Below are 24705 nucleotides of genomic sequence, written 5' to 3'. Positions count from 1 at the left end.
AGCGGTATGTAAATACTTACAATTACGGAGGTGCTGCTATTGAATATATACGATGTTTCCGAACATGCTCACGTTTCAATTGCCACCGTTTCCCGCGTGATTAACGGAAATCCCAATGTCAGTGAAAAAACCAGACAGCGGGTACTTGCTGTCATGGAGGAGCTTGGCTATACCCCTAATGTATTTGCCAGAAGCCTTGGCCTTAATACAATGAAAACCATTGGGATTATGTGTTCCGATTCCTCGGACCCCTGGCTGGCAGAAGCCATCTACTATCTGGAAAAAGAACTCCGGAGCAATGGTTATGATTCTATTCTCTGCTGCAGCGGATATCTTCCTGAGACCAAAAAGAAGTATTTGGAGCTGCTTTGTTCCAAACGGGTGGATGCCATTATTCTGACCGGTTCCCATTATATAGAGGCACGGCCCAAGGACAATGCTTATCTTTTGGAGACGGCAAAAGACATTCCTTTGATGCTGGTCAACGGAAGTCTGGAAGGAGAACAGATTTACAGCACCGTCTGCGACGACCATGCCGCAGTCTGCAGTGCGGCAGCAAGCCTGATAAAATCCGGGCGGAAATCCATACTTTATCTTTATTCCGGAAACTCCTACAGCAACTTGCGTAAGCTTTCCGGATACCGGAAAGCGGTAAGAGATGCAGGTTTTACGGTGAAGGAAGAACTTATGGTGCTTTGCCAGAAGGATCTTGACGCTGCGATGGAACAGCTTAAGAAACTCTCCTCCAGCGGAATACATTTTGATGCTGTTCTGGCTGCAGAGGATATTCTGGCGGTTGGTGCGGTCAAATATGCGGATCAGGCCGGAATTAAGATTCCGGAGGATTTAAACATCATAGGATACAATAATTCGATCCTGTCAAGGTGTACGACTCCTGAGATTACTTCCGTAGACAATAAGGTGGAAGCACTGTGTACCACAACCGTCAACACTTTGATGAAAGTGTTAAACAACGGGAACGTACCGGCTAAAACTACGATCACGCCGGAATTGATCAAACGAGGTACTACTAATTTTTAATTTTTATATACTTATATACAAGGAGGATTCACTAACATGAAACAGTTTATGGATCAGGATTTCTTATTGTCAACGGAAGCAGCAAAGGCACTTTATCACACCTATGCAAAAAAAATGCCCATCGTTGATTATCACTGCCACATCAACCCACAGGAAATCTACGAAGACCGCAAATTTGATAACATTACCCAGGTTTGGTTAGGCGGTGATCATTATAAATGGCGCCAGATGCGTTCCAATGGGGTTGATGAACGATTTATTACCGGCGATGCTTCAGACCGTGAGAAATTCCAGAAGTGGGCAGAGACGCTGTCAAAACTGATCGGCAACCCTCTCTATCACTGGAGCCATTTGGAACTTCAGAGATATTTCGGCTACACCGGTTATCTAAACGGAGATACGGCTGAGGAGGTATGGAATTTATGCAATGAAAAGCTTCATGAAGATTCCATGAGCGTCCGCAATATCATCAAACAGTCAAACGTTACGGTTATCTGTACCACAGACGATCCTGCCGATACACTGGAGTGGCATCAGAAAATCGCTGCTGATTCTTCTTTTGATGTAAAAGTGCTTCCTGCCTGGAGACCGGACAAGGCTATGAATGTAGAAAAACCTGATTTTGCGGCATACATAGCAAAATTATCCGCTGCCAGCGGCATTGAAATCAAGGATTTTGCGTCCCTTAAAACTGCACTGAAAAACCGTATGGAATTCTTTAAGAGCCAGGGCTGTTCCGTATCTGACCACGCCCTTGAATACGTCATGTATGTTCCTGCTGATGAAACAGAGCTTGAAGCTATTTTTGCAAAAGGTCTTTCCGGAAAAACCATTTCTAAAGAAGACGAACTGAAATATAAAACTGCCTTTATGTTATTCGTTGCAAAAGAATACAACCGCATGGGCTGGGTGATGCAGCTTCATTATGGCTGCAAACGTGACAACAATGCCATGATGTTTGAAAAGCTGGGGCCTGATACCGGTTATGACTGCATCAACAACTACGCACCATCCGCACAGATGGCAGATTTCTTAAACGCTTTGAGTGCAACCAATGAGATCCCAAAAACCATCATCTACTCCTTAAATCCCAATGACAATGCTTCCATCGGCACCATCATCGGCTGCTTCCAGAGCGATTTTCCAGGTAAGATCCAGCATGGTTCCGCATGGTGGTTTAATGATCACAAGATCGGCATGACCGAGCAGATGACCTCTCTGGCCAATGTAGGATGCTTTGGAAACTTCATTGGTATGCTCACTGACTCCAGAAGCTTTTTGTCTTATACCAGGCACGAATACTTCCGCAGAATCCTTTGTGAGTTGATCGGCGGGTGGGTTGACAACGGAGAATATCCAAATGACCAGAAGGCATTGAAAGAAATCATCGAAGGTATTTCCTATAATAACGCTATGAATTATTTTCAGTTTTAATATTTTCAGTTTTAAATAGAAATAACACATTATAAATACGAAAAACTCCCCTGCCCATTTCAATCCGGCAGAGGAGTTTTTTATATCAAAAGAGTGGCAGGGACTTAACTTGGTAAAACAGATGAGACTTCTTTAAAAATCCTTCATGATTTCCCGGATTTTCTCCGCTGTTTTCTCTCTCCCCACCGGGCATCCCGTGACCGGTGCCTTGCCCTCGGCAATGGCACTCGCCAATGCATCGCAGCCTGCATACCCGCAACCGCCACAGTTAATTCCCGGCAGCGCCTGACGGATTTTCACCTGTCTTTCATCTGTATCCGCTTTTAATTTCTCACTGGCGATGCCCAAAAACAGGCCGATCAACAGACCGGTCCCGCCTAACACGGCGGCCGCATAAATTATTCCCGTTATCATTTCTATTCTTCCCCCTTTAAATCAATCCGACAAATCCGAAAAATGCAATGGCCATAAGTCCTGCTGTGATAAGAACAATGGGTGAGCCTTGAAATGACTTGGGAATATCATTGTATTCAATCTTTTCCCGGATGCCTGCCAGCATAACGATGGCAATGGTAAAACCAATGGAAATCCCAATGCCGTTTACCACACTCTGAAGGATTCCGTAATTCTTTGATACATTGGTAAGAGCGGCACCAAGTACCGCACAGTTGGTTGTGATCAGAGGAAGATATACTCCCAGCGCTTTATGAAGAGGCGGCATGGATTTCTTTAAGAACATTTCCACAAACTGGACCAAAGCCGCAATCACCAGAATAAACACAATCGTCTGCAGGTATTCCAGATGAAGTCCCACTAAAATCCCGTTATAGATCAGGCTGGTGACCAGAGAAGAAATCGTAATGACAAAGATCACTGCAGCTCCCATACCAGCTGAGGTCTTTACGTTTTTTGAAACTCCAAGAAACGGACATAGGCCAAGGAACTGACTGAGCACTACGTTATTTACCAAGGCCGCACCAACCGCAATTAATAACAATTCTTTCATTGTTTCCTCCTCCTATTTCTCCCTTTTCCCGTTTTTGGCATTGCCGCTTTTACCACTCTTTTGCCCGGAAACGCCGCAGGTTCCCATACAGGAGCCGCAGCTGTCACAGGAATCAGAGGCCCCGTTCGTTGCAGATGGGGCTTTAAATTTATTCTGCAACGCCGTCAGACCAGCCAGGACGAAAAATGCTCCCGGAGCCAGGGAAAATATCGTGATCTGATACCCCTCTGGAATGAACGTATATCCAAACACAGAACCGGAACCCAAAAGTTCCCTCACAAAACCAATGCAGGTAAGTGCGATTGTAAAACCGATTCCCATTCCTAAACCGTCAAAAGCAGAAACCAACACTCCGTTTTTAGAAGCAAACGCTTCCGCACGTCCTAAAATAATACAGTTTACCACTATGAGCGGGATATAGATCCCAAGAGCCGTATAAAGAGATGGTACATAAGCCTGCAAAAGCAGCTGGACCGTGGTAACCAGTGTGGCAACAATCACAATATAGGCAGGAATCCGAATGGTATCCGATATGATTTTACGCATCGCAGAAATAATCATGTTGGAAAACAGTAACACCACCGCTGTGGAAATCCCCATTCCCAGCCCATTGATCACGGATGTGGTGACCGCCAGGGTCGGACACATGCCAAGCATCAATACAAGGGTAGGATTTTCTTTAATAATACCGTTCCATAACCGTTCCGTATATTGATTTTTCATCTTTCCACCTCCTATTGTTCTATGTGATGATACGCCAGATACAGTGCGGCATTGACCGCATTGGTGACCGCACGGGATGTAATGGTCGCTCCGCTGATGGCATTGATCTCTGACTCACCGCCGCTTCCTGACTGGGCCACAGTAAGCGTTTCTGCAGATTTTCCTGTAAATTGTCCCTTAAATGCAGGTTCTTTTGCCAGCTGCCCCAGTCCCGGTGTATCATTGATTTCCAGGACTTCAATTCCTTTTAAGCTTTTATCCGCATTGATTCCTACCAAAATCTTTACGGGCCCGTTATAGCTGTCGTTGGAATAACAGGTAACCGCATATCCAAGAACCGTCCCGCTTTCATCAATTGCTGCAAGTGCCTGGTCGATCCCTACATTGCCATAATCCTTTGAAGGAAGTTCGGCATTGCTGCTTTCCACGGCTTCTGTCAGTTTGTCATCGGTCTTAAATTCTGAAGCTTCCGGAAATACCGCCCGATTCGCTTCGTTCTTTGCGGACATACCTGACTTTTCAATGGTCTCCTTTGTAAGTTCATGCACGCCGCCAAGCAATAATCCGGAAATAACGGTGATCACAAATAAAATCAACGCATCTTTGATAATTCTGCTATTCTTCATTTTATCCTCTCTCCTTTCCAAACGCTTTTGGAAGAGAAATCTCCTCAATCAGAGGCACCAGAATATTGCTGAAAATAATAGCATAGGAAACACCTTCCGCAGAACCTCCAAACAAACGGAACAAGCCGGTCAATATTCCTAAAAGGATTCCAAACAGGATCTGGCCCTTAACAGTAATGGGGCTGGACGAATAATCCGTAGCCATAAAGAATGCACCAAAAATCACACCGCCGCCGCACAAATGTGCCAGCACATAAGTAAGATCCTGACGGCCGAAGATAAATACAAACAGAGCAAACGTAATCAAATACGCAGCCGGTATCCGGATAGAGATCACCTTCCGGATCAGCATGTAGGCAGCTCCGATTAACAGAGCAATGACCGATACTTCTCCCATGGAACCCGGGATCTTTCCGATAAACATAGCAGTCAGGTCCACGGACTGTCCTGCCTTTAAAGAAGCAAGCGGGGTAGGGCTTACAACCGCGTCATGGTATGTAAACGTGGTCATCTGCCCGGAAAAAGAAATGAGAAGAAAACATCTGGCTGCCAACGCAGGATTCATAAAGTTCTGGCCGATCCCGCCGTAAAGCTGCTTAACGACAATGATAGCAAAAATCCCGCCCAAAAATGGAATCCACAGTGGTATGGCAGGCGGCATATTAAGGCCTAAAATCATACCGGTTACAAGTGCACTGCCATCGCTGATTGTAACCGTTTTCCCCATAAGGGCTTCAAATACATATTCACTGAGGATACAGGAAATTACACTGATCAATAAAACCAGGGCGGCCTTTATCCCGAACTGGTACACCCCATACGCAGAAGCCGGTATTAAGGCAATGGCAACATCAAACATAATATTTGATGTGGTTACCTGGTCTCTGATATGAGGTGAAGAAGAAATGCTTAATGATTGTGTCATCTTTTCGCCTCCCGCTTGTTCTCTTTTTTAATTGTAATGCTCTGGTGGGTCTTAATAAATGTTTCAGTGAGGGGAATCCTTGCCGGACAGATATACGAACAGGAACCGCACTCACAGCACTCCATCCCGTTGAGCTTAAAAAACCGTTCCGCATCAGAATTAGCCGCTGCCAGGACCATCTTCTGAGGTACAAGGCGGCCAGGGCAGACCCGGACGCATCTTCCGCAGCGGATGCATGCTGCCGCCGGATTCCCGGCAGTCTCATCTTCAGCCATAGCGACCAGGGCTGAAGAAACCTTGGTCACCGGTATATCTGTATGAGCCATAGCCTGTCCCATCATAGGACCGCCGGAAATCAACTTTTTCGGTTCAGTTTTATAGCCACCCGATGCTTCCACCAGCTGTTGATAGCTGGTTCCGATTCTGACGCAATAATTCTGAGGGTTTTGTATCGCATCTCCTGTTACCGTAATGATACGGCGGATCAGAGGAGTATTTTCTGCGACAGCATTGTATATGGAAATCACCGTACCCACGTTATTCACAATACAGCCTGCTTCTGCCGGCAGCATATCGGAGTTTATCTTTCTTCCTGTCACATTATTAATCAGGGTTCTCTCCCAACCCTGGGGATATTTTGTCTTAATAGGAAGAATTGTAATGCGTGGTTCATCTTTTGCAAGCTCTTGTAATTTTTCGATTGCCTTGGGCTTGTTATCCTCAATACTGATAACGCCTCTTGCATGTTCAAAAAGCTGAAGCATAATCTGAAGTCCCTTTATGATCTTCTCCGGCTCTTCAATCATCAGCCGGTAATCCGAAGTCAGATATGGTTCACATTCCGCACCATTTACAATCACCGTGTCGATCTTTGCATCATCCCGCGGACTCAGTTTTACATAGGTAGGAAACCCGGCTCCCCCCAATCCGACGATGCCTGCCTCTTTGATTATATTGCGTATTTCTTCCTTAGATAACGTTTTGGGGTCACGCTTTATTCCAAAGGATTCTATTGTCTGATACGTTTCGTCATTTTCTATAATAATGGACATAATCATAGTACCATTTGCTATCATTCTCGGTTCAATGGCTTTCACGGTCCCTGAAACAGAACTGATTACACAGGCGGAAATAACACCGTCCATCTCCCCGATTTTCTGTCCGACTAAAACATGGTCTCCTGCTGCCACCAAAGGCTTTGCCGGAGCTCCAATATGCTGGGACAAAGGAAAAACCATCTCACCTTTTGACTGCAGCATCACTACCGGTTTATCCTCAGACAATTCTTTTCCCTCATAAAGATGAATGCCACCCTTTAATGTAGGTAAACCCATCTAATTCCCCCTTTCTCTGCAAATGCTTGTGGCTTAATCAGTATACCATAATATGGTATATGAAACAATGCCAATCATTTAACAAACAAATGTCAATTTTAAAATGTACTTCCCCTCATATTTTATTTCATACTATATTTTATATACCAATTTTCTGAAAATTATTGCATCATTGTTTCTTGATTTCATCAATCAAAATCAGGAGCATGGATAAAATTCTTCCATGCTCCTGCGATACCATCAACTGATATTCCCTTTTAATCCAATTCCACAGCCCCGGTGTAAAGCTGATAATATCTTCCCTTCTGTGCCAGTAAATCATCGTGATCTCCCCGCTCGATGATCTGTCCGTTTTCCAGAACCATAATTGCATTGGCATTGCGGACGGTGGATAATCGGTGAGCGATGACAAAGGTGGTACGGTCTGCCATCAGCCGGTCCATGCCTCGTTCAATGTGCTTTTCCGTTCTGGTATCCACGGAACTGGTTGCCTCATCAAGGATCAGAATGGGGGCTTTTGAAATAGCGGCCCTGGCAATGTTTAAAAGCTGTCTCTGTCCCTGACTTAAATTGGCACCGTCTCCCTCTAAAACTGTGTCAAAGCCCGCTGGCAGCCTCATAATAAAGGAGTATGCTGACGCTGTCTTTGCTGCTTCGATGACCTCTTCATCGGTCGCTTCCAGCCGTCCGTAGCGAATATTTTCCATTACGGTTCCGGTAAAGAGATGGGTATCCTGAAGTACCATTGCTATATTTCTGCGAAGATTTTCCTTCTTCAAATGGCGGATATTTTGACCGTCAATGGTGATTTCCCCACCCTGGATATCATAAAAACGGTTGAGAAGGTTGGTGATCGTGGTCTTTCCAGCTCCGGTAGAACCTACAAAGGCGATTTTCTGCCCTGGCTTCGCATAAAGACTGATATCTTTTAAGATCACTTTGTCTGAATTATATCCAAAGGTCACATGGCTCAGTTCCACATATCCGTTCATTGGCTCCAGCACCACTGCATCTTTATCATCCGCTGGTTCCGGTTCTTCATCCATGATAGCAAAAACCCGCTCCGCACCGGCAAGTGCAGTAAATACGTTGCTCACCTGCATGGAAATCTCATTGATGGGACGGCTGAACTGCCGGGAGAACGATAAAAATACTGTAAGTCCGCCAACGTCAAACCCACGAAGCACACACAAAAGTCCACCCACACAGGCAGTCAGTGTGTAATTCAACTGGCTCAAATTGCCCATGATGGGCATCATGACTCCTCCAAAGAACTGGGCATGGATCATGTTGTTTCTTAAATCTTCATTTAAAAGATCAAATTCTTCTTCTGCTACCGCTTCATGACAGAATACCTTTACTACCTTTTGACCGCTGATAGTCTCTTCGATATAGCCATTGACCGCTCCCAATGAAGCTTGTTGGGCCGTAAAGTACTTCTGGCTTCTCGATGCCACAGCCTTCCCCGCCATTACCATGATGGGAACAATAATAATAGTTACAATGGTCAGCCAGATATTAGTATAAATCATCAGGGCAAGGGTTCCTACAATGCTAAGTGCGCCTGAAAAAAGCTGAACCAGCGTATTGCTGAGCATCTGACCGATGGTATCCACATCATTGCTGAAACGGCTCATCAGATCACCGTTATTGTTGGTGTCGTAAAACCGGACAGGAAGGGTCTGCATTTTTTCAAAGAGATCATTTCTTATTTTCTGAAGTGCATTCTGGGCCACGGAAAGCATGATCCTGGACTGTATATAGTTTGCTGCCACACCAACAACTAAAATTGCTGCCATTACTGCCACTCCTCTGAACAGGCCGGAAACACTTCCCCTGCTGCCGTCTATGGGAGCAATATACTCATTAATGAGAGGCCGGAGCATATACGAACCAGCCAGCTGCGACAGCGTTCCTGCAATGACACAGACGAGTGCAATCCCCATAAAAAGTTTGTATTCTTTTAAATAAGAAAGAAGTCGTTTTACCGTTGCCCCGGTGTTTTTAGGAGCTGCCGTTTTTACTTGCTTTCTGTTCATACCATCGTTACGTTTTGGAATCGGCACAGATCGCTCGTAACGCTTTTTTAAGCTTTCAATTTTCTGCTGGTTCTCCATTTATGCACCCACCTCCTCTTTTCGATCCCGCTGCGAATAATAGATTTCCTGATAAGCTTCACAGGACTGCATCAGTTCTTCGTGTGATCCCATGCCCACGATCTCACCTTCATCCAGTACAATGATCTTATCTGCATTTTCCACAGAACTGATCCTCTGTGCGATAATGAATTTGGTGGTATCTTTTAAGGTGGTCTGGAAGCACTCACGGATTTTGGTCTCTGTTGCCGTATCAACAGCCGAAGTACTGTCATCTAAAATCAGAATTTTTGGTCTCTTTAACAATGCTCTGGCAATGCACAATCGTTGCTTCTGACCTCCGGAAACATTGGAACCGCCGTGGCCTAAATCCGTATCATACCCATCGGTAAAACTGGATACGAATCCATGGGCCTGAGCACTTTCTGCCATTGCAATAAGATCTTCCATGGTTGCATTTTCATCACCCCAGCGAAGATTTTCTGCAATGGTTCCTGAAAACAGAACATTTTGCTGTAAAACCATAGCAACGCTTTCTCTTAAATTTTTGATGGAATAATCTTTTACATCTATGCCGTCTACCAGCACCTGCCCCTGGTCCGCATCGTAAAGACGGGGAATCAATTGTACCAGAGAAGTTTTTCCGCTTCCTGTTGAACCAATAATTCCTATGGTCTCTCCCTGTTCCGCTGTAAAGTTTATCTTTTTTAAAACCATCTCTTCCGTACCTTTTGCGTACTGGAAGCTGACATCACGAAACTCTACTTTTCCTTTGGTAACCATAGCTGATTTGTTCGCCGAATGATCGTCTGTTAAATCAATCTCCGTATCCAGGATCTCATTCACACGCTTTAAGGAGGCCATTGCACGGGAGGCCTGTAAAAATACCATGGAAAGCAGCATCAGGGACATGAGAATCTGGATGATATAAATGGTGAATGCCGTCAAATCCCCTACCGGCATCTTCCCTGCAATAATCAAGTTACCTCCATACCAGACTACAGCAATGGTGGTGATGTTCATTGCAAGCATCATGACAGGCATGGTAGCTATAACGATTTTCATGGCTTCCAGACTGCCTTCCTTTAACTCTCTGTTTGTTTTCTTAAATTTCTCTGCCTCATAGTCTTCCCTTACAAAAGACTTGATGACCCGCACATTGGTCAATGCTTCCTGTACACCGGAATTCAGACGGTCGATCTTCTTCTGCATCGCCTCAAACCGGGGAAATGCCGCCTTTAATATAACGAAAATAGCCAAAAGCAGCAATGGAATCACTACAAGCAGAATGAGCACCAGCTGCCGGTTCATCAAATAAGCCATGATCAGACCGCCCACCAGCATTCCAGGGGCCCGAAACATCAGGCGGAGACTCAGCATAATAACATTTTGAATCTGCTGAATGTCATTGGTCAGCCTGGTAACCAATGATCCGGTACTGAAATCATCAATGTTTTTGAAAGAAAACTGCTGAACCTTATGAAAAATGTCTTTTCTTAAATCCGTACTGAAGCAGATCGAAGCCTTTGAAGAAAAATAGGAACCTCCAATTCCGCCTGCAGCCATAATAACGGCGATGAAAATCATGACTCCGCCCACACGCATAATGTATCCTACGTCTCTATCTGCTACTCCGTTGTTGATGATCATGGAAGTCAGCTTGGGAAGCAGTATCTCTCCAAAAACTTCCGTCAGCATCAGCAGCGGTGCCAAAATAAATGCGCTCAGATACGGCTTTATATATCTCCAATATCGTTTCAAGTTATAAATCCTCTCTTTCTGCCAGATGTTTATCCAAAGGTATTTGAGATAAATTATCATAAATACGGTTTAAAAATTGTTCCATGGCACTCAATTCATCTTTTGAAAAGCCATGAAACATCTGTGCTTCTACATTTAAAAAATATTCCCGGCTGATTTTTACCATATGCTTTCCTTTTTCTGTAAGACAAAGCTTGTTCATCCGGTTATCTTCCTGATCCACAAGCCGGGTAATAAATCCGCCCTTTTCTAATTTTTTCACAGAAACTGCTATGGTGGCGGTGGAAACATATAGACGTTCTGCCAGTTCCTTCTGCGATGCATTGTTATGGTCTGAAAGCATCATTAAGATCTGGTGCTGGCTCCGGTATACTCCAGTCTGCTTAAAACGCGATTCCAGAATCGAGCGGTACAGCTTCATGATCCTCATATATTCCATCATGACAGCTCTACGCAAGGAAAAAGGATTCTTCGTATCCTCCTCATCCCTTCCACACGTTGGTTCCATTTATAAAATGCCCCCTTTCGATTAGCCAATTAATAATTAGCTAATTAACTATGTGAAAGTATAGCACTGTATGTTTTTAAATGCAACGAAACAAATTATGTTTTTTTGATAAAAATTCTCTAAACTTTTGTATATTTTGCTAAAAGGTCCAAGATAGCAGCCACCTATTTTGGAACAATAACGGTTTCATTTTGTTCTCAGTGGTAATATCATAACCCATTTACAAGGTTCCATGTAATAAATAAGTTTTAAATTCATGCAGAAAGATTTCTTTTCAAAGGAAAAATATAACTGGCTGTAAAGCATATGCTGCAGACGGCGGGAAACATCTTGTCCTTCTTTTTCACATGGAGCAGCTTAAAGCTTTTCATTATTTATAATGAAGCCTGCTCCGCACACATTCCTCTGATTCCATTGCGGTCACATAAAAATGCGGAATCCGGCCAACCGTCTGTATACCGGTGGCTTTATTCCGCATTCAGCAGCTTTTTCGCTTCTTTTTCCGTTATCACTTCGTAGCAGTCAAATTCCGGGGCATCCGGATAAAAATACCCGAGCGACAGTCCTCGCCTCACCCACGCTCCTTGTTCATATCCGAAGAACTGTCTTCCTTCCTGTTTTATTACAGTTCCCCGGTTATCATAATCGGTCAGTTTTAAAAATCTGGTTTCATTCATGCGCTTTCACCTTTTCTATGCCCTTAGGAATCTCCATAGAATCCGACAATTCAAACATCTGATCGCCCAGCTCTATGTACCTTTTACTGCTTACGTCTTTGATAGGCCTTTGCTTCTCGTATAGTTCATGCATCTTTCCATTCTTCACTTCAAAGCTTTCCGGCGTGTGATACTGCAGTTCAAATGAAAGACCTTCCGGAGAACGCACGGTAGTGTTGATCCCGTTGTAAGGATTTTGCCTGTCGAGCCAGTAATTCTTAATCTCAACCGTATTATAACCGGAATTTAAATACAGCTCAATGGTTTTTTGAATTTTCTCCACCAGTTCTTCTCCGGAAGCCGTGTACGTATACCTGAGTATGTCTTTTACCTTATAAGTGCTTTCTCTTGGACCGCATTTTCTTCGCAGCTTTTTAAAATAGGATCTTCTGGATTTCACGCGGCTTTCCACTCCTGCCATTTCCATTCCAGCCTGTCTGGCCGTTTTTGTGACCTGTGCTGTGATTTCGGGTTCCCTCATTACGGTCCGGTTATAATAAAGCATTCCTCTTACCCGGAACATTACGAACCCTTTCTCTTTAAATACCTCTTTGTAATGGTTATACTTCGTTCTATCCAGCGAACATTTTTTTAACTTTTTCTCCCTGCGCATTGTCTTGAAAGTCCTTTGACATTTTTATCATATGATTCAAGATATGCCAGGTTTGCTGAAAACGTGAAAAGAATTAATCTTCCTTAATCTTCCCTTCATTATAATGCTTTCGGCACAATGCCACATATTTATCGTTTGCCCCTAATAAAATCTGTTCGCCGCTTCTGAGTACATTGCCGTTTTTATCAATGCGGGCGTTCATGGCTGCATACTTGCCGCACCAGCACGCTGTTTTTAATTCTTCTATTTCATCTGCAAGCTCCAAAAGCCTTTTGGAACCTGGAAAAAGATGGGAAGTAAAATCTGTCCGGAGTCCGTAGCACAGGACCGGAATCTGATAGTAGTCCACAAAGCCAGCAAGCAGATCGATATTACTTTCTGAAAGAAACTGTACTTCATCTACAATAATCACATCAAACTGTTTGATTCTATCCGGAGGATAGTTTTCTAACTCTGACCATAAAATGCATTCGGCTTCTAAACCAATTCTTGATTTGATTTTTTTAATATCATCCCTGGTTTCTATATCAGGCTTTACAAGAAGTACCTGTTTCCCCTTTTCCATAAAATTGTACCTGGTCATCAGTGCGTTGGCGGTCTTGGAACTTCCCATTGCACCATATTTAAAATATAATTTAGCCATCTTATTTTTGTATGATGTGTAAGAAACTAAATATCATACTTTTCCTTTCTTTTAATTTTATGAAGTGTCTGCAACTGTATCCAGACAGCAAGACACAAAAAAAAAGCGAAACCTCTTTGTAAAGCCTGAGTTTCCGCCGTTAATTAAAAGTGGAGCAGACGGGAGTTGAACCCGTAAATAGGCATTGACGGAAAAACCAGCAAACACCGGGATTCCTTATAAATACGAGGTTTCCCGGTGTTTTTATCTTTCTCTATGTGGAGCTGCTTTTCAGCTCATGTTGCACTTTTTCGCAACTATGCAACACGAAAATGCAACACGGAACAACCATGAATATATTAGCATAAGAATGGATTATTTACAATAGAAACAGACACTTACTTCACCAGCCCTGGCCACTGTAACGCGCCATCCTGATCAGGAGTGAGGGTCACTGGCTCCGTAATCATCTTGCCACCAGCGTCTACCGCGTAAATTTTACCAGAGTTTTCTACCAGCTGAGATTTACACATTGCGCCGTCCGGTCCCAGGTAATACCATTCCCCCTTGTATTGATACCAGGTGTTTTTTACCATCATACCAGCACCGTCAAACCAGTACCACTTGCCGTCATCCTTCACCCAGTCATTACAGACCGGCAAACCAGTATCTCCGTTATAGTAACGCAAGCCTCCATCCTCTTCTTTCCAGCCGGATTTCTTAACCTGGGACACTTCTACCTTAGACCATGTTTTCATGAATTCTTCTGGGTTCTTATAATATTTCTTGATTCCGCTGGTTGAACTGCCCCAGTCCGGAAGCTGGAAGTGTGGCTTGTCGACCGGTGACTTCCAGTTCCCTCCCCATTCCAGACCAATACTGACTCCAATCGCACCAACCTTACGAAAGAAGCCATCGGTGTCATTATATGCTCCCTGTCCATCATTTCTATAAAAATCAAAGGCAGTTCCCCACTGGTGATAGGAACTGTATGTACTGCCGGGGGCCTTGGTTACTTTTTTTCCTGGCTTTGTTCTTCCCTTTGCGTAAAGTGCATCCTGCTCTGCTACGGTCCGGAACGTTTCTCCTATGGCAATTTTTAACCCCTGTTTGCCGCACTCTTCTACCAGCTTAGCAGCCAACACCTGAAGCCTTGGGTGGCATAATGTAATATCTCTCATAATAACACCTTCCTTTTTCTTATTTTAACATAAATTAAGGCCCAGGAATCACCCAGGCCCAAAAGTTGCGACGGTCGCAATAGTTTTAAGTATTATCCGGTAGTTCGTCAGTATACTTTGACAAGAATTTCTTTATAATTTCCCAAACCCTTTTTACAGGTAAGCCGCACAGAGTCATGTTTTTAAGAATGCTGACCAGTTCATAAGCTATGTACAAAAGCCCGAAGAACTCCGCCACACCGATACCATCAACTGGCAGATACGTTCTAACAGCTTCCGGAATGAAGCCGATCAAGTTTAAATGCACAATCTTATCAAGTATCAGGAGAAAGGCAAGGGAGGCCACCATGGAGATTTTCCGGATTGCTCCATCAATCCCAAAACAGCTGTTAAATTCATGCTCCTTAATTGCTCTGATACAACCAAAGCAGGTATCCATTACTACCGCCAAAATAACCAGTTTAATAATTGGACTTCCCCATGCCAGGGCAAGCAGTTCTGTAATTCTATCCATTTCCGTTATCCTCGTTCTTCCTTAATTTTTGGTTGCAAGAATCTCTTTTTTCTGGTCCTCACTAATCCACTTTTTAATAACTGCATTTGCCAACATTGGCACCGTCAACGGTCCCTTGCCAGCTGCGTACAATCTCATTAATGTCTCAAACATATTTACACCTCCAGACTTGACAAAACTAATGTGTCAACGGTTGCTTTTAAGGACTGATTCTCCGCTTCCAGGGCGGCCACTCTCTCTGTCAGATCCGGGGTTTTGAAATAAGCAGTCATCACATCTGCCTTTACTTCTGTCACGCCGTCCTCTGCCGTGCCGATCACATAATTGGATTGCTCGGATAATTTTCCAGCATATACCAAATCTTCACGGGACCAGTCAGGATTTCCAGATAAATTAATTTGAGTAATACTTCCATTTGCTTTCAAGAGAGTTTTAATCTCATCGAAAGAAGACTCTCCCTTCTGGAAAGTGATGGTACCCCCTGAGTCTCCCAAACGTACTCCATCAACCACCAGGTAAAATTCCTGATCGCTAAATTTGATTTTTTCAATTTGATTCATAAATTGATTCCTTTCCGCCCGATTCGGGCATAAAAATAAGAGCCTTTTGGCTCTGGTTTACAAGTTTATTTAGTTCGGTAAATAGCAATTTAGGCAACAAAGCAAATACAGATGCGGTACCAATCGAATGGCTAGACCTAATCCGGCGTAGCGGTTTATATGCTGTAGTAAATAGAGCATATACGCCCGATGATACGAAAGAATTTATTTTTCAAGCATTCGCACCGTCGCAAGGTAGCTGGGTTGTGTGGCTTACGGCATATCAATTATACGGTGACCATGTATATATAGCGAGAATGGCAACCACAAATGGAACAAATTATACAGTCGGAACATGGCATCAACTTTTTTAAATTAATCATTTAGTCCATAGAGTTGTCCATGTGCCATTATCAACCTTTGCATATTTTATATTATTAGAGTTAATCGCAAGCTGATATATTTTGCCTGACCCAACATGGACCTGTATGTATACTGTATCGTTAGCTATATCATAACCAGCTACAAATTTTTGTGCCCCAGTCTCTAATGTAAACTTGCCAGTTAAACTTGTTAAATTGCTATTTAATGCATTAAGTCCCGCCGTTAAATTATCCCCGATGTCCAAGTCCTCACCCATACCAATGCGCTCATAAAGTTTATGGACAAATTTTGACGTTGGTATTTTAGTGGAATCATCAGCATCCATATTTGTGAGCATATTTTTCAGCAGAGCATTTTCATTTAACCCCATGGTCACCGCTATGGACTTTGCAATTTTACCAAGAGCAGTAGAAATAGCTTCTCCGGCTATGATATTGGCCATTTCTGTAGCCTGGGTGAAGAGAGTATTTATATCTATGCTGCCGTCCTCTCCCACTTTTATCCCTTCGCTGCCTTTTACGATTCCGGCAGTAGATTGTGTGGCAGTTTTTACGCTTAAAGTGCCATTACTGTCCACTTCTGTTGTTACACCGTCCGGCTTAACTGTTCCTGGTGTGCTTACCGTAGCTTTACTGGTTCCCTGGGCAGATAGCTGCCAATAATCCTCATCTGTTGGTAAAGTACCGACCGGGGGATCTGTATGTACTACATAGCTGCTGCCATCATAGGAAACCAAATTTAATAACTCATACTTTACATTCGGATCGTACTTCCCCATGGGAACCTCGCCTATGGTTCCATAAATTACTTCTGTTTCGTCCATTGCCATTATGTTGTTATCTCCTTTCCTATAAACTTTCCTTTTTCCAGACGAAAGCTCATGCCTTTAGCCAAAAAGGTACTTTTTAACTGCATTGTTTTTGGGTCAACCCAAAATCGGGGAATTGACAATTTTGCCACATGGTCAATCTGCTTTTTCAGATCCTGTACCTGCTGCCAGTACCACTTTGCATTGTCTTCTGCATCAGCCGGCACCACACCTCCTACTGCATACCTCATGGCCATATCTGCGCTGGCCTGGGCTTCAGCTGCACTCTGCTCTGCTTCCGTCTTACTGGTCCCTGCCTCGGTTGCCTTATCCCTTGCCACCTGTGCACTGTTCCCCGCCTCTGTTGCTTTTTGTGTGGTGGTTATAACATCGGCTGCCGTCTGGTTTACTGCTGCCGTGGCCTCTGCTGCCTTTGTTGTGGCGATTCCTGCTTGCCGCTTAGATACCGCCGCACTGTCAGCCGCAAGCTGGGCATTCTGGCCGGAAGTGGCTACATCCTCTTTTATCTGCCCGTAATAGAACTTGACATTATCCGTTTCGCTCCCTGGAAAATCATTATCACCTTCAAAATATGTTTTGGCGAATTTCTGATAATTTAGAGCTGCGTCCCGGGCTGACTGAGCATCAAGCATATATTGTCGGAACTCTGTCTGTATGGCAGCATCCAGTTTTGACATAGTAACAGATCCATCTACGATGCTGGCCGTCATGACCCGATTATTGATCGACATAGTGATCGTGGCAGAGCTGGCCACGGAATACACAAACCGGGTAAGGTCAATTATTTTCTGCGTACCATCTGCCAAAGTAAGAACCAGTTCATTATCGTCGTTGATGTCAAAGTTTGTGACCACTTTTTCGATATCCAGATCAAAAGTTTTTACTGATCCGTTTTGATAGGTTATTGTCCATATTCCGGCATCAACATCAACATCAATATCTTTAACCATGGCATTGACCATGGATTTATCTGCCTTGTTTGTGTCCATCAGTACAAGACGGTTGTCAGCTTCTTTAATCCCGTTTTCCATCTTTAGTAGATTGGTTCGATTGATGGCCGTCTTTTGAGAAGGTTCATTCTGCCAATCAGTAATCCTATAATATGGTTGTAAAGCCATTAGCCTTCACCTTCTTTCTTTTTAGGTCCATTGCTGATTTTAGTTTTTCTTTCAGGTGGATTTTTCCAATCATCGGCAGAATACATGTTTTTTAACTCTGCCGTTTCCTCTGTCCCTACCTCTCCCGGCATTCCAGATTCTAATACCTGCGCAATAGCAGATACTTGCCTTGCATTCTGGATTCCAATAACAGTAATTCCGTTAAGCATGTATTTGATCTGTAATATCTGTTCCTCCGTAAATGTGATTACTTTCAAGGTTTTACCTCCTTTCAGGCATACAAAAAGAGCGGGGAATCAATCCTCGCTCTGTGTAATATTTTATTTAATTATTGGTTACCGCCTCAATAACTACCTGACCGTCTTTTACCCAAGCTCCATCAGGGCCCACTGTGTAACCATCGGGTGTTGTGGTGTCATGGAGCATATAGCAGTATTCATCAAAATAGTACCACTTACCGTCGGCGGGATCGTGAAACCAGGTGTTTTGAAGTGCCAAGCCTTCGTGGTCGAGATATATCCATGCTCCATCATATTCTTGATGCCATGCGTTTTTTATTGGGAGGTAATCCTCGTTAAGTGCAGTAAGCCTTCTTTCGTTTCCTCCTAATGGTCTGCGTTCTTCTGCAAAAGCTATAATATTTAAAGAAAAAATTAGCATTATAACAATAAAAAACAGACGTTTTGTTTTCATAACCTTACCCCCAATTCTTTTTTTCATATAATATCACAATATTTTATGCTATGCAAGTTTGGGTAAATTATGCTTCTAATTTTTTTATCATATTATACAAATAGTCAAGCGCATCAAATAACGTATACCTCTTCCACCAGTTATCACCATATAATTCGCAATCTCCGTTTATTTTTTTTGCATTAATAAGCGGTGTTTCCAAATGATGGTCGGTTAATATCGTGGTTCCTGATTCAGAGCTTAATTTTATTGCAGCAAACTTACCGAATGGTCCTCCCTGCGCTGTTTGGATAGCTATGGTACCATCGTTTGACCTTAATAAGTTCGCCCCATCGGCACTCACATAATAATCCCCAAACCCAACCGCATCGTCATTCGCATAAAATGTTTCTGATTCCAAGTTTCCGGAGAAAGTACCGTTTATCGCTCTGATATTCCGGCAGGTTAATACTCCGTCCTTTGTCATGCTGGAATAGTTAGATTCCCATGACAAACGGTTTGTTTTAAGGATAATATCATCCGGTTCAATAGAAAGTTGAGAAGAAACATCGCCCTTGCTTACTTTCAATGATATCTGCTCCGCTGTCTGTTCAAATTTTGAATTAGTTTCATTGGCAAGGCTGGTTACAGACATAGCTATCTGATCCGCTCTAATCCGCAATGACGCTTCTGCCTGTTGTGCCCTGGCCACTTCTGCAATGATCTGTTCTGCTGTTACTTTAAACTGCGCTTCGGTTTCTGCTTTTAAATCCGATACCCTGACAGATACCTCCTCCACAGATTTTTTTATAACCGCCGTTTTTCCTTCCAGTTGTATGATCTGCATGGGAATTCCAAAGTTTTGTTTTCTCTCCCTGGTACCCTGGGCTTCGTAGGTGTCTGTCATGGCCTGAATGCCTTTTAAGGTTCGTTTCAGACAATAAGTCTCAATCACATCATCAGAGGTATAGCAAATGATTCCGTCCCCCGGTTCTACCCACGGTAAGCCATCGGTGACGATCCTGCAGGGGCGATAAGATTTTCCGTATATCTGGTTATGCAGGTTCGCCGCTATGTTCAGTAAATCCGTTGAGGTTTTTCCGTATACCAGGAAATTCCCCTGTACGATGTAAGCGTTCTTTCCGCCACCGTATACGGCTCCTACGTCTCCCTCTTCCTGTCTGATCTGTACCTGGTCAATTCCATATACTAGGAAATCTTCATATCTGGATTCCCTAAGGCGAGACAGCGTTTCTCCCTCCATCTGGGAAGGAAATAAGTCGTCTGCCGGGTGAAGCTCCTCTGATGGATAAAGGCCAGACGCTCCCAGGAAGACATACTTAAACTTCCCAGTAGCGTCAATCTGGCCAAAGCAGCCGTTTATTTCACAGATTGCTTTCATTACATCACGGCCGGATATCTGAGACGGCTCTATGGTCTTTGTTACTTGCATATCATCAAGGGGTAAAGTAACTTCTCTCTGTGGTACTCCCACGTACTCACATAAAGCCGTGCGGAACTGCTTTAGGCTCATGGGGAATGTAAGCCCCTGATACCAGTCAGCCACGTCTACGGCAAAATTAAGCATTCTGTCATAAGCAAGGATCCTTTTCTTGCTTCGGTCCGCCTGACGCTCAAAGCTCTGGACTTTATAAATTCCCAGCATCATTTCGTAGCCGCCGACTTCTACGGAAAGGGTAAACCATTTCCCGGAAAGGTCCATCAGCACATCAGATACCGTTACTTCCAACGTAGCAGAAGCACAATGACCAAACGTCAGGGCATCTGTCGGACACAAGACCTGTGTCAGTGTCAGATTGTCATCCGGTACCTGCGTTCCGTCTATGGTATAAATCGGGGTATCATCTACCGGGAACAAATTATCTGACGGCCAAACATCTTCCCCTGGATAAAGGAAATTAATATCCTTGTCGTAGAATCTCATTTTAAATGTTCGCCATGTATCAAGCGAGCTGTTCGACTGCCGATACAGGGCTTTTATATCCTCTGGAATATTTAACACTTGCTGCCTCCTTAATATTCTATCAGTGTTATGGTAAAAGGTTCGTAAACCATATTTAAACGGTACTGGTCCACGTGACTGATTGTGTACTTGATATCCGGCATATAAAACTCTCCGCTGGCATAATCCATAATCTCACTGTTCCAGTAGGTAAGACGCACCTTCCTTTCCACCGCATTGATAATGCCAGAATCTACAATCGCCTTTAAAACAATCTTTTCTCCATAATACAGTTTTCGGATCGGCACTTCCATTTTTGATTTAAAGTAGGGGGAAGTGGTCCTGTTTAATAAGATAGTTGCTGAATCCCGGTAAGAATCCAGTTCCAATCTTTGGTTTGGTGTCTCACCATATGTTTCTATGTAACTGTTCGGGAGAATCGTATCTCCGAACTTTAACAACCAGCCTTGAAATGCCATGTTCTCCCTCCTTTATCCCATTAATGGGTTTGTACCCATAGCGTCAATTACTTCTTTGTTTACCTTAACCACTTCATGATGAATCTGATTTCCGCTTAAGAACACGTTAAGATTTATACTGCCGTTTCCAGTGGATCCGTTTGGAGTGCCAGTGGATTTTAACTGCTGGAGAAGGCCTGCAAGTCCTTCCAGGAAAGAGTTTCCTTCCGGAGAGTTTTTCATCGTCTGATACTCCCCTGCTCTTGGCGGAACAACAGTTCCTTGCGCCACTCTTGGCAAATAGGCTGCGGCATTCGGGATATTCATACCAGCAGAAAGCCCAAGGTCTATGCCGTCAAGTACATTCATAACACCGTCAAGCCAGCTTCTCACAGTATTCACAGATGACTTTGCCATGTCAGAAATTCCGTTATTGAATCCCATAATAAAATACTCTGCAATGGAATAGGATTCTCTGGACGGAGAATGAATGTCCAGTCCTTCCTTTGCCTCGTTTATGGCTCCCTGCGCCCACTTATTCATAGCTGCTTTGGTCAGATTGGAAAAGTCTGACATACCGTTTGCAAATCCTTCGTTGATACGCTTCGCCATCATGTAAAATGCATTGTAGAGTCCACCGGCTCCCGCGTAATTGGAATCTCCCCAGAACCATGTTTTTAAGTTTGAAGCCCATGATTCCATAGGAGCCTTTGAATTCATGCTTCCGGACTGTACGTTTTTATTAAACGCATTGACGATCTGATCAGCAAACCGGCTCCATATTGCGTCATTGATGCCTTTTCCTTCACTTCCTACAAACCATTTCTGAATACCGGCCGCCCAGGTTTCCATGACACTTTGAGATTTTGTATAATCCTGACTGATGGTGCTGTTGTAACCGGTTATGATACCGGAAGCCCACTTCTTTGATTCGCCTGAATTGTTGCTGGATAACCCCAGCTTACTGGTAAACCAGTTTGATATGCCGGAGGCCCATTTCTGCACGACACTCTGGGAACTGCTCTGTCCACCTTCTACACCATCATTAAAACCATCGACTGTATATCCTCCGACTTCCTTTAATACGGTTGACGGGCTGTGAATTCCAAGCAGATTTTTAATTCCGTTGATGAAGGGGTCTGTAATGGTAGACTTTATAAACCCTATCGGGTTTGCAAAGAATTCTTTTATCCCATTGCAGAATCCGGCCCACAAGTATTGCCCCATTTCCGCCATAACGGTTGACGGGCTGTGAATTCCAAACGCATCCTTAAACCCATTAATAAATGGGTCAAATACGTTCTTCTTTATCCAGTTCCCTATGCCGACAAGTGCATCACCAATTCCTTTTAATATTCCTTTTCCTACATTTCCACCGCATTCGTCTATCTTTCCCTGGAAGTAGTTCTGTGCCGCTTCCACGCCATCAGATATCAGTCCGCCAAGAAAAGCCGCAATTGCCCCAAGAGCCGCCCCAATCGCCGTAAACAATCGGTTGGCTACTGTAGTCCAGTCAATATTTTCTAAAGAGGTTGCAACCCCTTCCCCAAAGGCCCACCAGTCTGTTTCTGTAATAAAAGCAATTAAGGCATCTAAAAATCCTATTACTACATTGCTGATTGCGGTACCCGCACCTGCCCAGTCAAAATTCTGGAAAAAGGTACTTAAGCTAAGTGCAATAGAACTTCCAAATCCGGTCCAGTCAAAGGTTTCCGCAAAGTGGGAAATTGTAGTGAATACACCACTTAGACCTGCTGCAAACAACAGACCGATGTTCGCCCAATTAATAGTATCAATCGCCCCGTTTAACCCCGTCGCAAAGGAATCCCCCAAAAGTCCCCAGTCAATATGAGTAACGAGCAGTAAGAGCGTATTAACCAGGGTATTGATTCCGGTACCCATCATAACACCGATGGCATACCAGTCTATGGTTCTCACAAGACTGTTAAATAAGGTGGTAAAATCTGTTACAAATTTAGTAATCTTCTCCCCCACATTATCCCAACTGATAAAGTCCGTAAATTTTTGTACTGCTTCATTGATTTTTTCACCAATGATCTGACCGACAGCCGAAAAGTCACCTGCCCGGAAAGCCTCCATGATACGGTTTGCAAAGTCACTGATTCCACCTTCTATCTTTTCCTCAGTAAACATCTGAGAAGGATCCGTACCACCAGCTCCACCACTTCCGGAATCAGATTCATCCTTTTTTGTGAGCTCTTTCAGTTCATCAAATGGTGCCAGTGCTTTTTTTGCGTCCTTACCTGCCTTCTTTGCGGCTGCACCTGTTTTCTTGATACCTGCGGCATAATCTTCCTGTGTCTTTACTGCTTTTGAAAAGGTTCCCTTTCCGGTTAATGCAGAAAGAAATTGACCGATTACATTAATTGCCTGTATTAGTTTCTGTATCAGCACGTTTAGGATAGGCACTGCTACCGATATGATCGGTGCAAATGCTGCGGCTATGCTATTCTTTAACTGCATCAGCGAGGACACAAACGAACTCATGACTGCATTGAAGCTGCTGGAATACTGTGCGTAATTCTGAATGCCTTCTTTAAATGCGGTTGCAACTCCGCTCATAATCTTACTAATCAGGCCATACAAAAGCATCTGCTTTAAAATACTGCCAAGCCCCTGGTTATAGGATCCCATCTGCTTTTTTCCAAACAAAAAGGCCTTACCAACATTCATAAGGCCATTTGCTGCTCTTTTCGCAAATGTACCAAGTTTTCCAAGACCTGCTTTTCCCAGCCTTCCCACCACTCCAAGTAGCTTTTTTCCATAGTCTGCTGCCATGTTTAAGTATGTAGAAAACTTCTTAGTTCCTTCTCCTGCGCCCCCAAGAGAGTTTTTGTACTCCTTGATACGTGCCGATAAATTGGATATTTCTAAGGCATTGGAATCATATTCCGTATGACCGAACCCAACACCTGCTGCCTGTAACTCCTTCTGCCTGGCATTAAGTTCCTGCAACCTCCGACTTAAATCAGCAATTTCCTGATTGCTCACCTCTGCATTCTTTGCTATGTCATTAAGTCTGGCTGCCTCAGTAGCTGCAGTTCCTTCTTTTGCTATTACATCAGACAGCCTTTGCTTTTGAACGTACAGCTTATTATTTAAGTTCTCCAGGGCTTCCGCTTTCTTTGCATAGGCGGCGCTGTCTCCACCAGAAGTAAATGCCCGGTCCCGGTCAATGGTGTCTTGAAGTTCTGCCTTATAAGTTTCTAACCTTCTGGTCGTTTCTTCGATATCGTATTGCAGGCTCTTCCACCTGGAAGAATTCTTGCTTACGCCCTGTTCCTCCATCTTTGCCTGACGGTCAATCAATCCGTCCATCTTAAGCTGTGTTTTCTCTACCAGTTTGGATAGCTCCAGATATTCTTCCGTAGGTACCTGAGCGGTTTTCATTTCTCCCAATGCTGCGGAAAGCTCTCTGATTTTTTGCTCTGTTTGTTCAATCTGGTTTTCCAGCGAAGATATTTGCGTGGACTTATTAAATGCCTCGTTTACCCTGCGCCCTGCATTTTCCGCTGTCTTTGCAACGTTATCTGTCGCTCGTTTTAAAGAGCTGGTACCCTTTTCGAATCCGTCTGTGTTCACCTTTGTGTCAAACTTAAGGCTTCCATCAAATCCCATTGT

Annotated in this window: 24 protein-coding genes and 1 pseudogene; 2 read left to right on the top strand and 23 right to left on the bottom strand. The window is 43.7% G+C overall.

Annotation, left to right across the window (positions count from 1 at the left end):
• The first annotated feature begins 39 nt into the window (after nt 1-39).
• Nucleotides 40-1041 (top strand): LacI family DNA-binding transcriptional regulator, encoded by a 1002-nt coding sequence (locus VIG27_RS07230; RefSeq protein ID WP_394526641.1) that lies wholly within the window; start codon nt 40-42, stop codon nt 1039-1041.
• 36 nt (nt 1042-1077) lie between these two features.
• Nucleotides 1078-2475 (top strand): glucuronate isomerase, encoded by a 1398-nt coding sequence (gene uxaC / locus VIG27_RS07225; RefSeq protein ID WP_394526637.1) that lies wholly within the window; start codon nt 1078-1080, stop codon nt 2473-2475.
• A 144-nt stretch (nt 2476-2619) separates the two neighbouring features.
• Here the strand turns inward: uxaC and VIG27_RS07220 are convergent.
• The 23 genes and pseudogenes from VIG27_RS07220 to VIG27_RS07110 form a co-directional block, all read right to left on the bottom strand.
• Nucleotides 2620-2889, bottom strand: a pseudogene (locus tag VIG27_RS07220) ((Fe-S)-binding protein); the annotation flags it as partial.
• Between the two features lie 16 nt (nt 2890-2905).
• Nucleotides 2906-3481, bottom strand: coding sequence for an electron transport complex protein RnfA (locus VIG27_RS07215; protein ID WP_394526635.1), 576 nt, complete (start codon nt 3479-3481; stop codon nt 2906-2908).
• Nucleotides 3482-3493: 12 nt separating this feature from the next.
• Nucleotides 3494-4204 carry an electron transport complex subunit RsxE gene (gene rsxE / locus VIG27_RS07210; RefSeq protein WP_394526633.1) on the bottom strand — a complete coding sequence of 237 codons (711 nt, stop codon included), beginning with the start codon at nt 4202-4204 and terminating at the stop codon, nt 3494-3496.
• Between the two features lie 11 nt (nt 4205-4215).
• Nucleotides 4216-4830 (bottom strand): RnfABCDGE type electron transport complex subunit G, encoded by a 615-nt coding sequence (locus VIG27_RS07205; protein WP_394526629.1) that lies wholly within the window; start codon nt 4828-4830, stop codon nt 4216-4218.
• 1 nt (nt 4831) lies between these two features.
• The gene (locus VIG27_RS07200; protein ID WP_394526626.1) at nt 4832-5755 is read right to left on the bottom strand and encodes an RnfABCDGE type electron transport complex subunit D; all 924 of its coding nucleotides are present in this window, start codon (nt 5753-5755) and stop codon (nt 4832-4834) included.
• Nucleotides 5752-7089, bottom strand: coding sequence for an electron transport complex subunit RsxC (gene rsxC / locus VIG27_RS07195; protein ID WP_394526622.1), 1338 nt, complete (start codon nt 7087-7089; stop codon nt 5752-5754). Before rsxC ends, VIG27_RS07200 begins: the two co-directional genes overlap by 4 nt.
• A 257-nt stretch (nt 7090-7346) precedes the next feature.
• Nucleotides 7347-9206, bottom strand: a complete 1860-nt coding sequence (locus VIG27_RS07190; RefSeq protein ID WP_394526614.1) for an ABC transporter ATP-binding protein — start codon at nt 9204-9206, stop codon at nt 7347-7349.
• On the bottom strand, nt 9207-10946 hold the full coding sequence (locus VIG27_RS07185; RefSeq protein ID WP_394526611.1) for an ABC transporter ATP-binding protein: 1740 nt from the start codon (nt 10944-10946) through the stop codon (nt 9207-9209).
• A gap of 1 nt (nt 10947) precedes the next feature.
• Nucleotides 10948-11454: a MarR family winged helix-turn-helix transcriptional regulator gene (locus VIG27_RS07180; RefSeq protein WP_394526608.1), complete on the bottom strand. Its 507-nt coding sequence runs from the start codon at nt 11452-11454 to the stop codon at nt 10948-10950.
• A gap of 467 nt (nt 11455-11921) precedes the next feature.
• Entirely contained in the window at nt 11922-12131 is a 210-nt protein-coding gene (locus VIG27_RS07175; RefSeq protein WP_394526606.1) for a hypothetical protein, read from the bottom strand.
• Nucleotides 12124-12693 (bottom strand): hypothetical protein, encoded by a 570-nt coding sequence (locus VIG27_RS07170; protein WP_394526604.1) that lies wholly within the window; start codon nt 12691-12693, stop codon nt 12124-12126. The genes VIG27_RS07175 and VIG27_RS07170 overlap by 8 nt, the downstream gene beginning before the upstream one ends.
• A 163-nt stretch (nt 12694-12856) precedes the next feature.
• Nucleotides 12857-13426 carry a thymidine kinase gene (locus VIG27_RS07165; protein WP_394526601.1) on the bottom strand — a complete coding sequence of 190 codons (570 nt, stop codon included), beginning with the start codon at nt 13424-13426 and terminating at the stop codon, nt 12857-12859.
• Between the two features lie 377 nt (nt 13427-13803).
• The gene (locus VIG27_RS07160) at nt 13804-14586 is read right to left on the bottom strand and encodes a M15 family metallopeptidase (protein WP_394526598.1); all 783 of its coding nucleotides are present in this window, start codon (nt 14584-14586) and stop codon (nt 13804-13806) included.
• Nucleotides 14587-14671: 85 nt separating this feature from the next.
• A complete protein-coding gene (locus tag VIG27_RS07155) occupies nt 14672-15100 on the bottom strand; it encodes a phage holin family protein (RefSeq protein ID WP_394526594.1) in 429 nt (142 codons plus the stop codon).
• A gap of 21 nt (nt 15101-15121) precedes the next feature.
• Nucleotides 15122-15253, bottom strand: a complete 132-nt coding sequence (locus VIG27_RS07150) for an XkdX family protein (RefSeq protein ID WP_394526592.1) — start codon at nt 15251-15253, stop codon at nt 15122-15124.
• A 2-nt stretch (nt 15254-15255) separates the two neighbouring features.
• Nucleotides 15256-15660: a hypothetical protein gene (locus tag VIG27_RS07145; RefSeq protein WP_394526590.1), complete on the bottom strand. Its 405-nt coding sequence runs from the start codon at nt 15658-15660 to the stop codon at nt 15256-15258.
• A 358-nt stretch (nt 15661-16018) separates the two neighbouring features.
• Nucleotides 16019-16852, bottom strand: coding sequence for a hypothetical protein (locus VIG27_RS07140; protein ID WP_394526588.1), 834 nt, complete (start codon nt 16850-16852; stop codon nt 16019-16021).
• Complete coding sequence (locus VIG27_RS07135; RefSeq protein ID WP_394526585.1) at nt 16852-17970, bottom strand: hypothetical protein; 1119 nt, start codon at nt 17968-17970, stop codon at nt 16852-16854. Before VIG27_RS07135 ends, VIG27_RS07140 begins: the two co-directional genes overlap by 1 nt.
• Complete coding sequence (locus VIG27_RS07130; protein WP_394526583.1) at nt 17970-18227, bottom strand: hypothetical protein; 258 nt, start codon at nt 18225-18227, stop codon at nt 17970-17972. Before VIG27_RS07130 ends, VIG27_RS07135 begins: the two co-directional genes overlap by 1 nt.
• Nucleotides 18228-18294: 67 nt before the next feature.
• A complete protein-coding gene (locus VIG27_RS07125; protein ID WP_394526581.1) occupies nt 18295-18663 on the bottom strand; it encodes a hypothetical protein in 369 nt (122 codons plus the stop codon).
• A gap of 67 nt (nt 18664-18730) precedes the next feature.
• The gene (locus VIG27_RS07120) at nt 18731-20665 is read right to left on the bottom strand and encodes a tail fiber domain-containing protein (protein ID WP_394526579.1); all 1935 of its coding nucleotides are present in this window, start codon (nt 20663-20665) and stop codon (nt 18731-18733) included.
• Between the two features lie 11 nt (nt 20666-20676).
• Nucleotides 20677-21084: a DUF6711 family protein gene (locus VIG27_RS07115; protein WP_394526577.1), complete on the bottom strand. Its 408-nt coding sequence runs from the start codon at nt 21082-21084 to the stop codon at nt 20677-20679.
• 12 nt (nt 21085-21096) lie between these two features.
• Nucleotides 21097-24702, bottom strand: a complete 3606-nt coding sequence (locus VIG27_RS07110) for a hypothetical protein (protein WP_394526575.1) — start codon at nt 24700-24702, stop codon at nt 21097-21099.
• Between the last annotated feature and the right edge of the window lie 3 nt (nt 24703-24705).

This window comes from Lacrimispora sinapis (genome assembly GCF_043633585.1).
GTDB lineage: Bacteria > Bacillota > Clostridia > Lachnospirales > Lachnospiraceae > Lacrimispora > Lacrimispora sinapis.
Note: the sequence above shows the minus strand (reverse complement) of the source record. Positions and strands in the feature narration are given on the sequence as shown.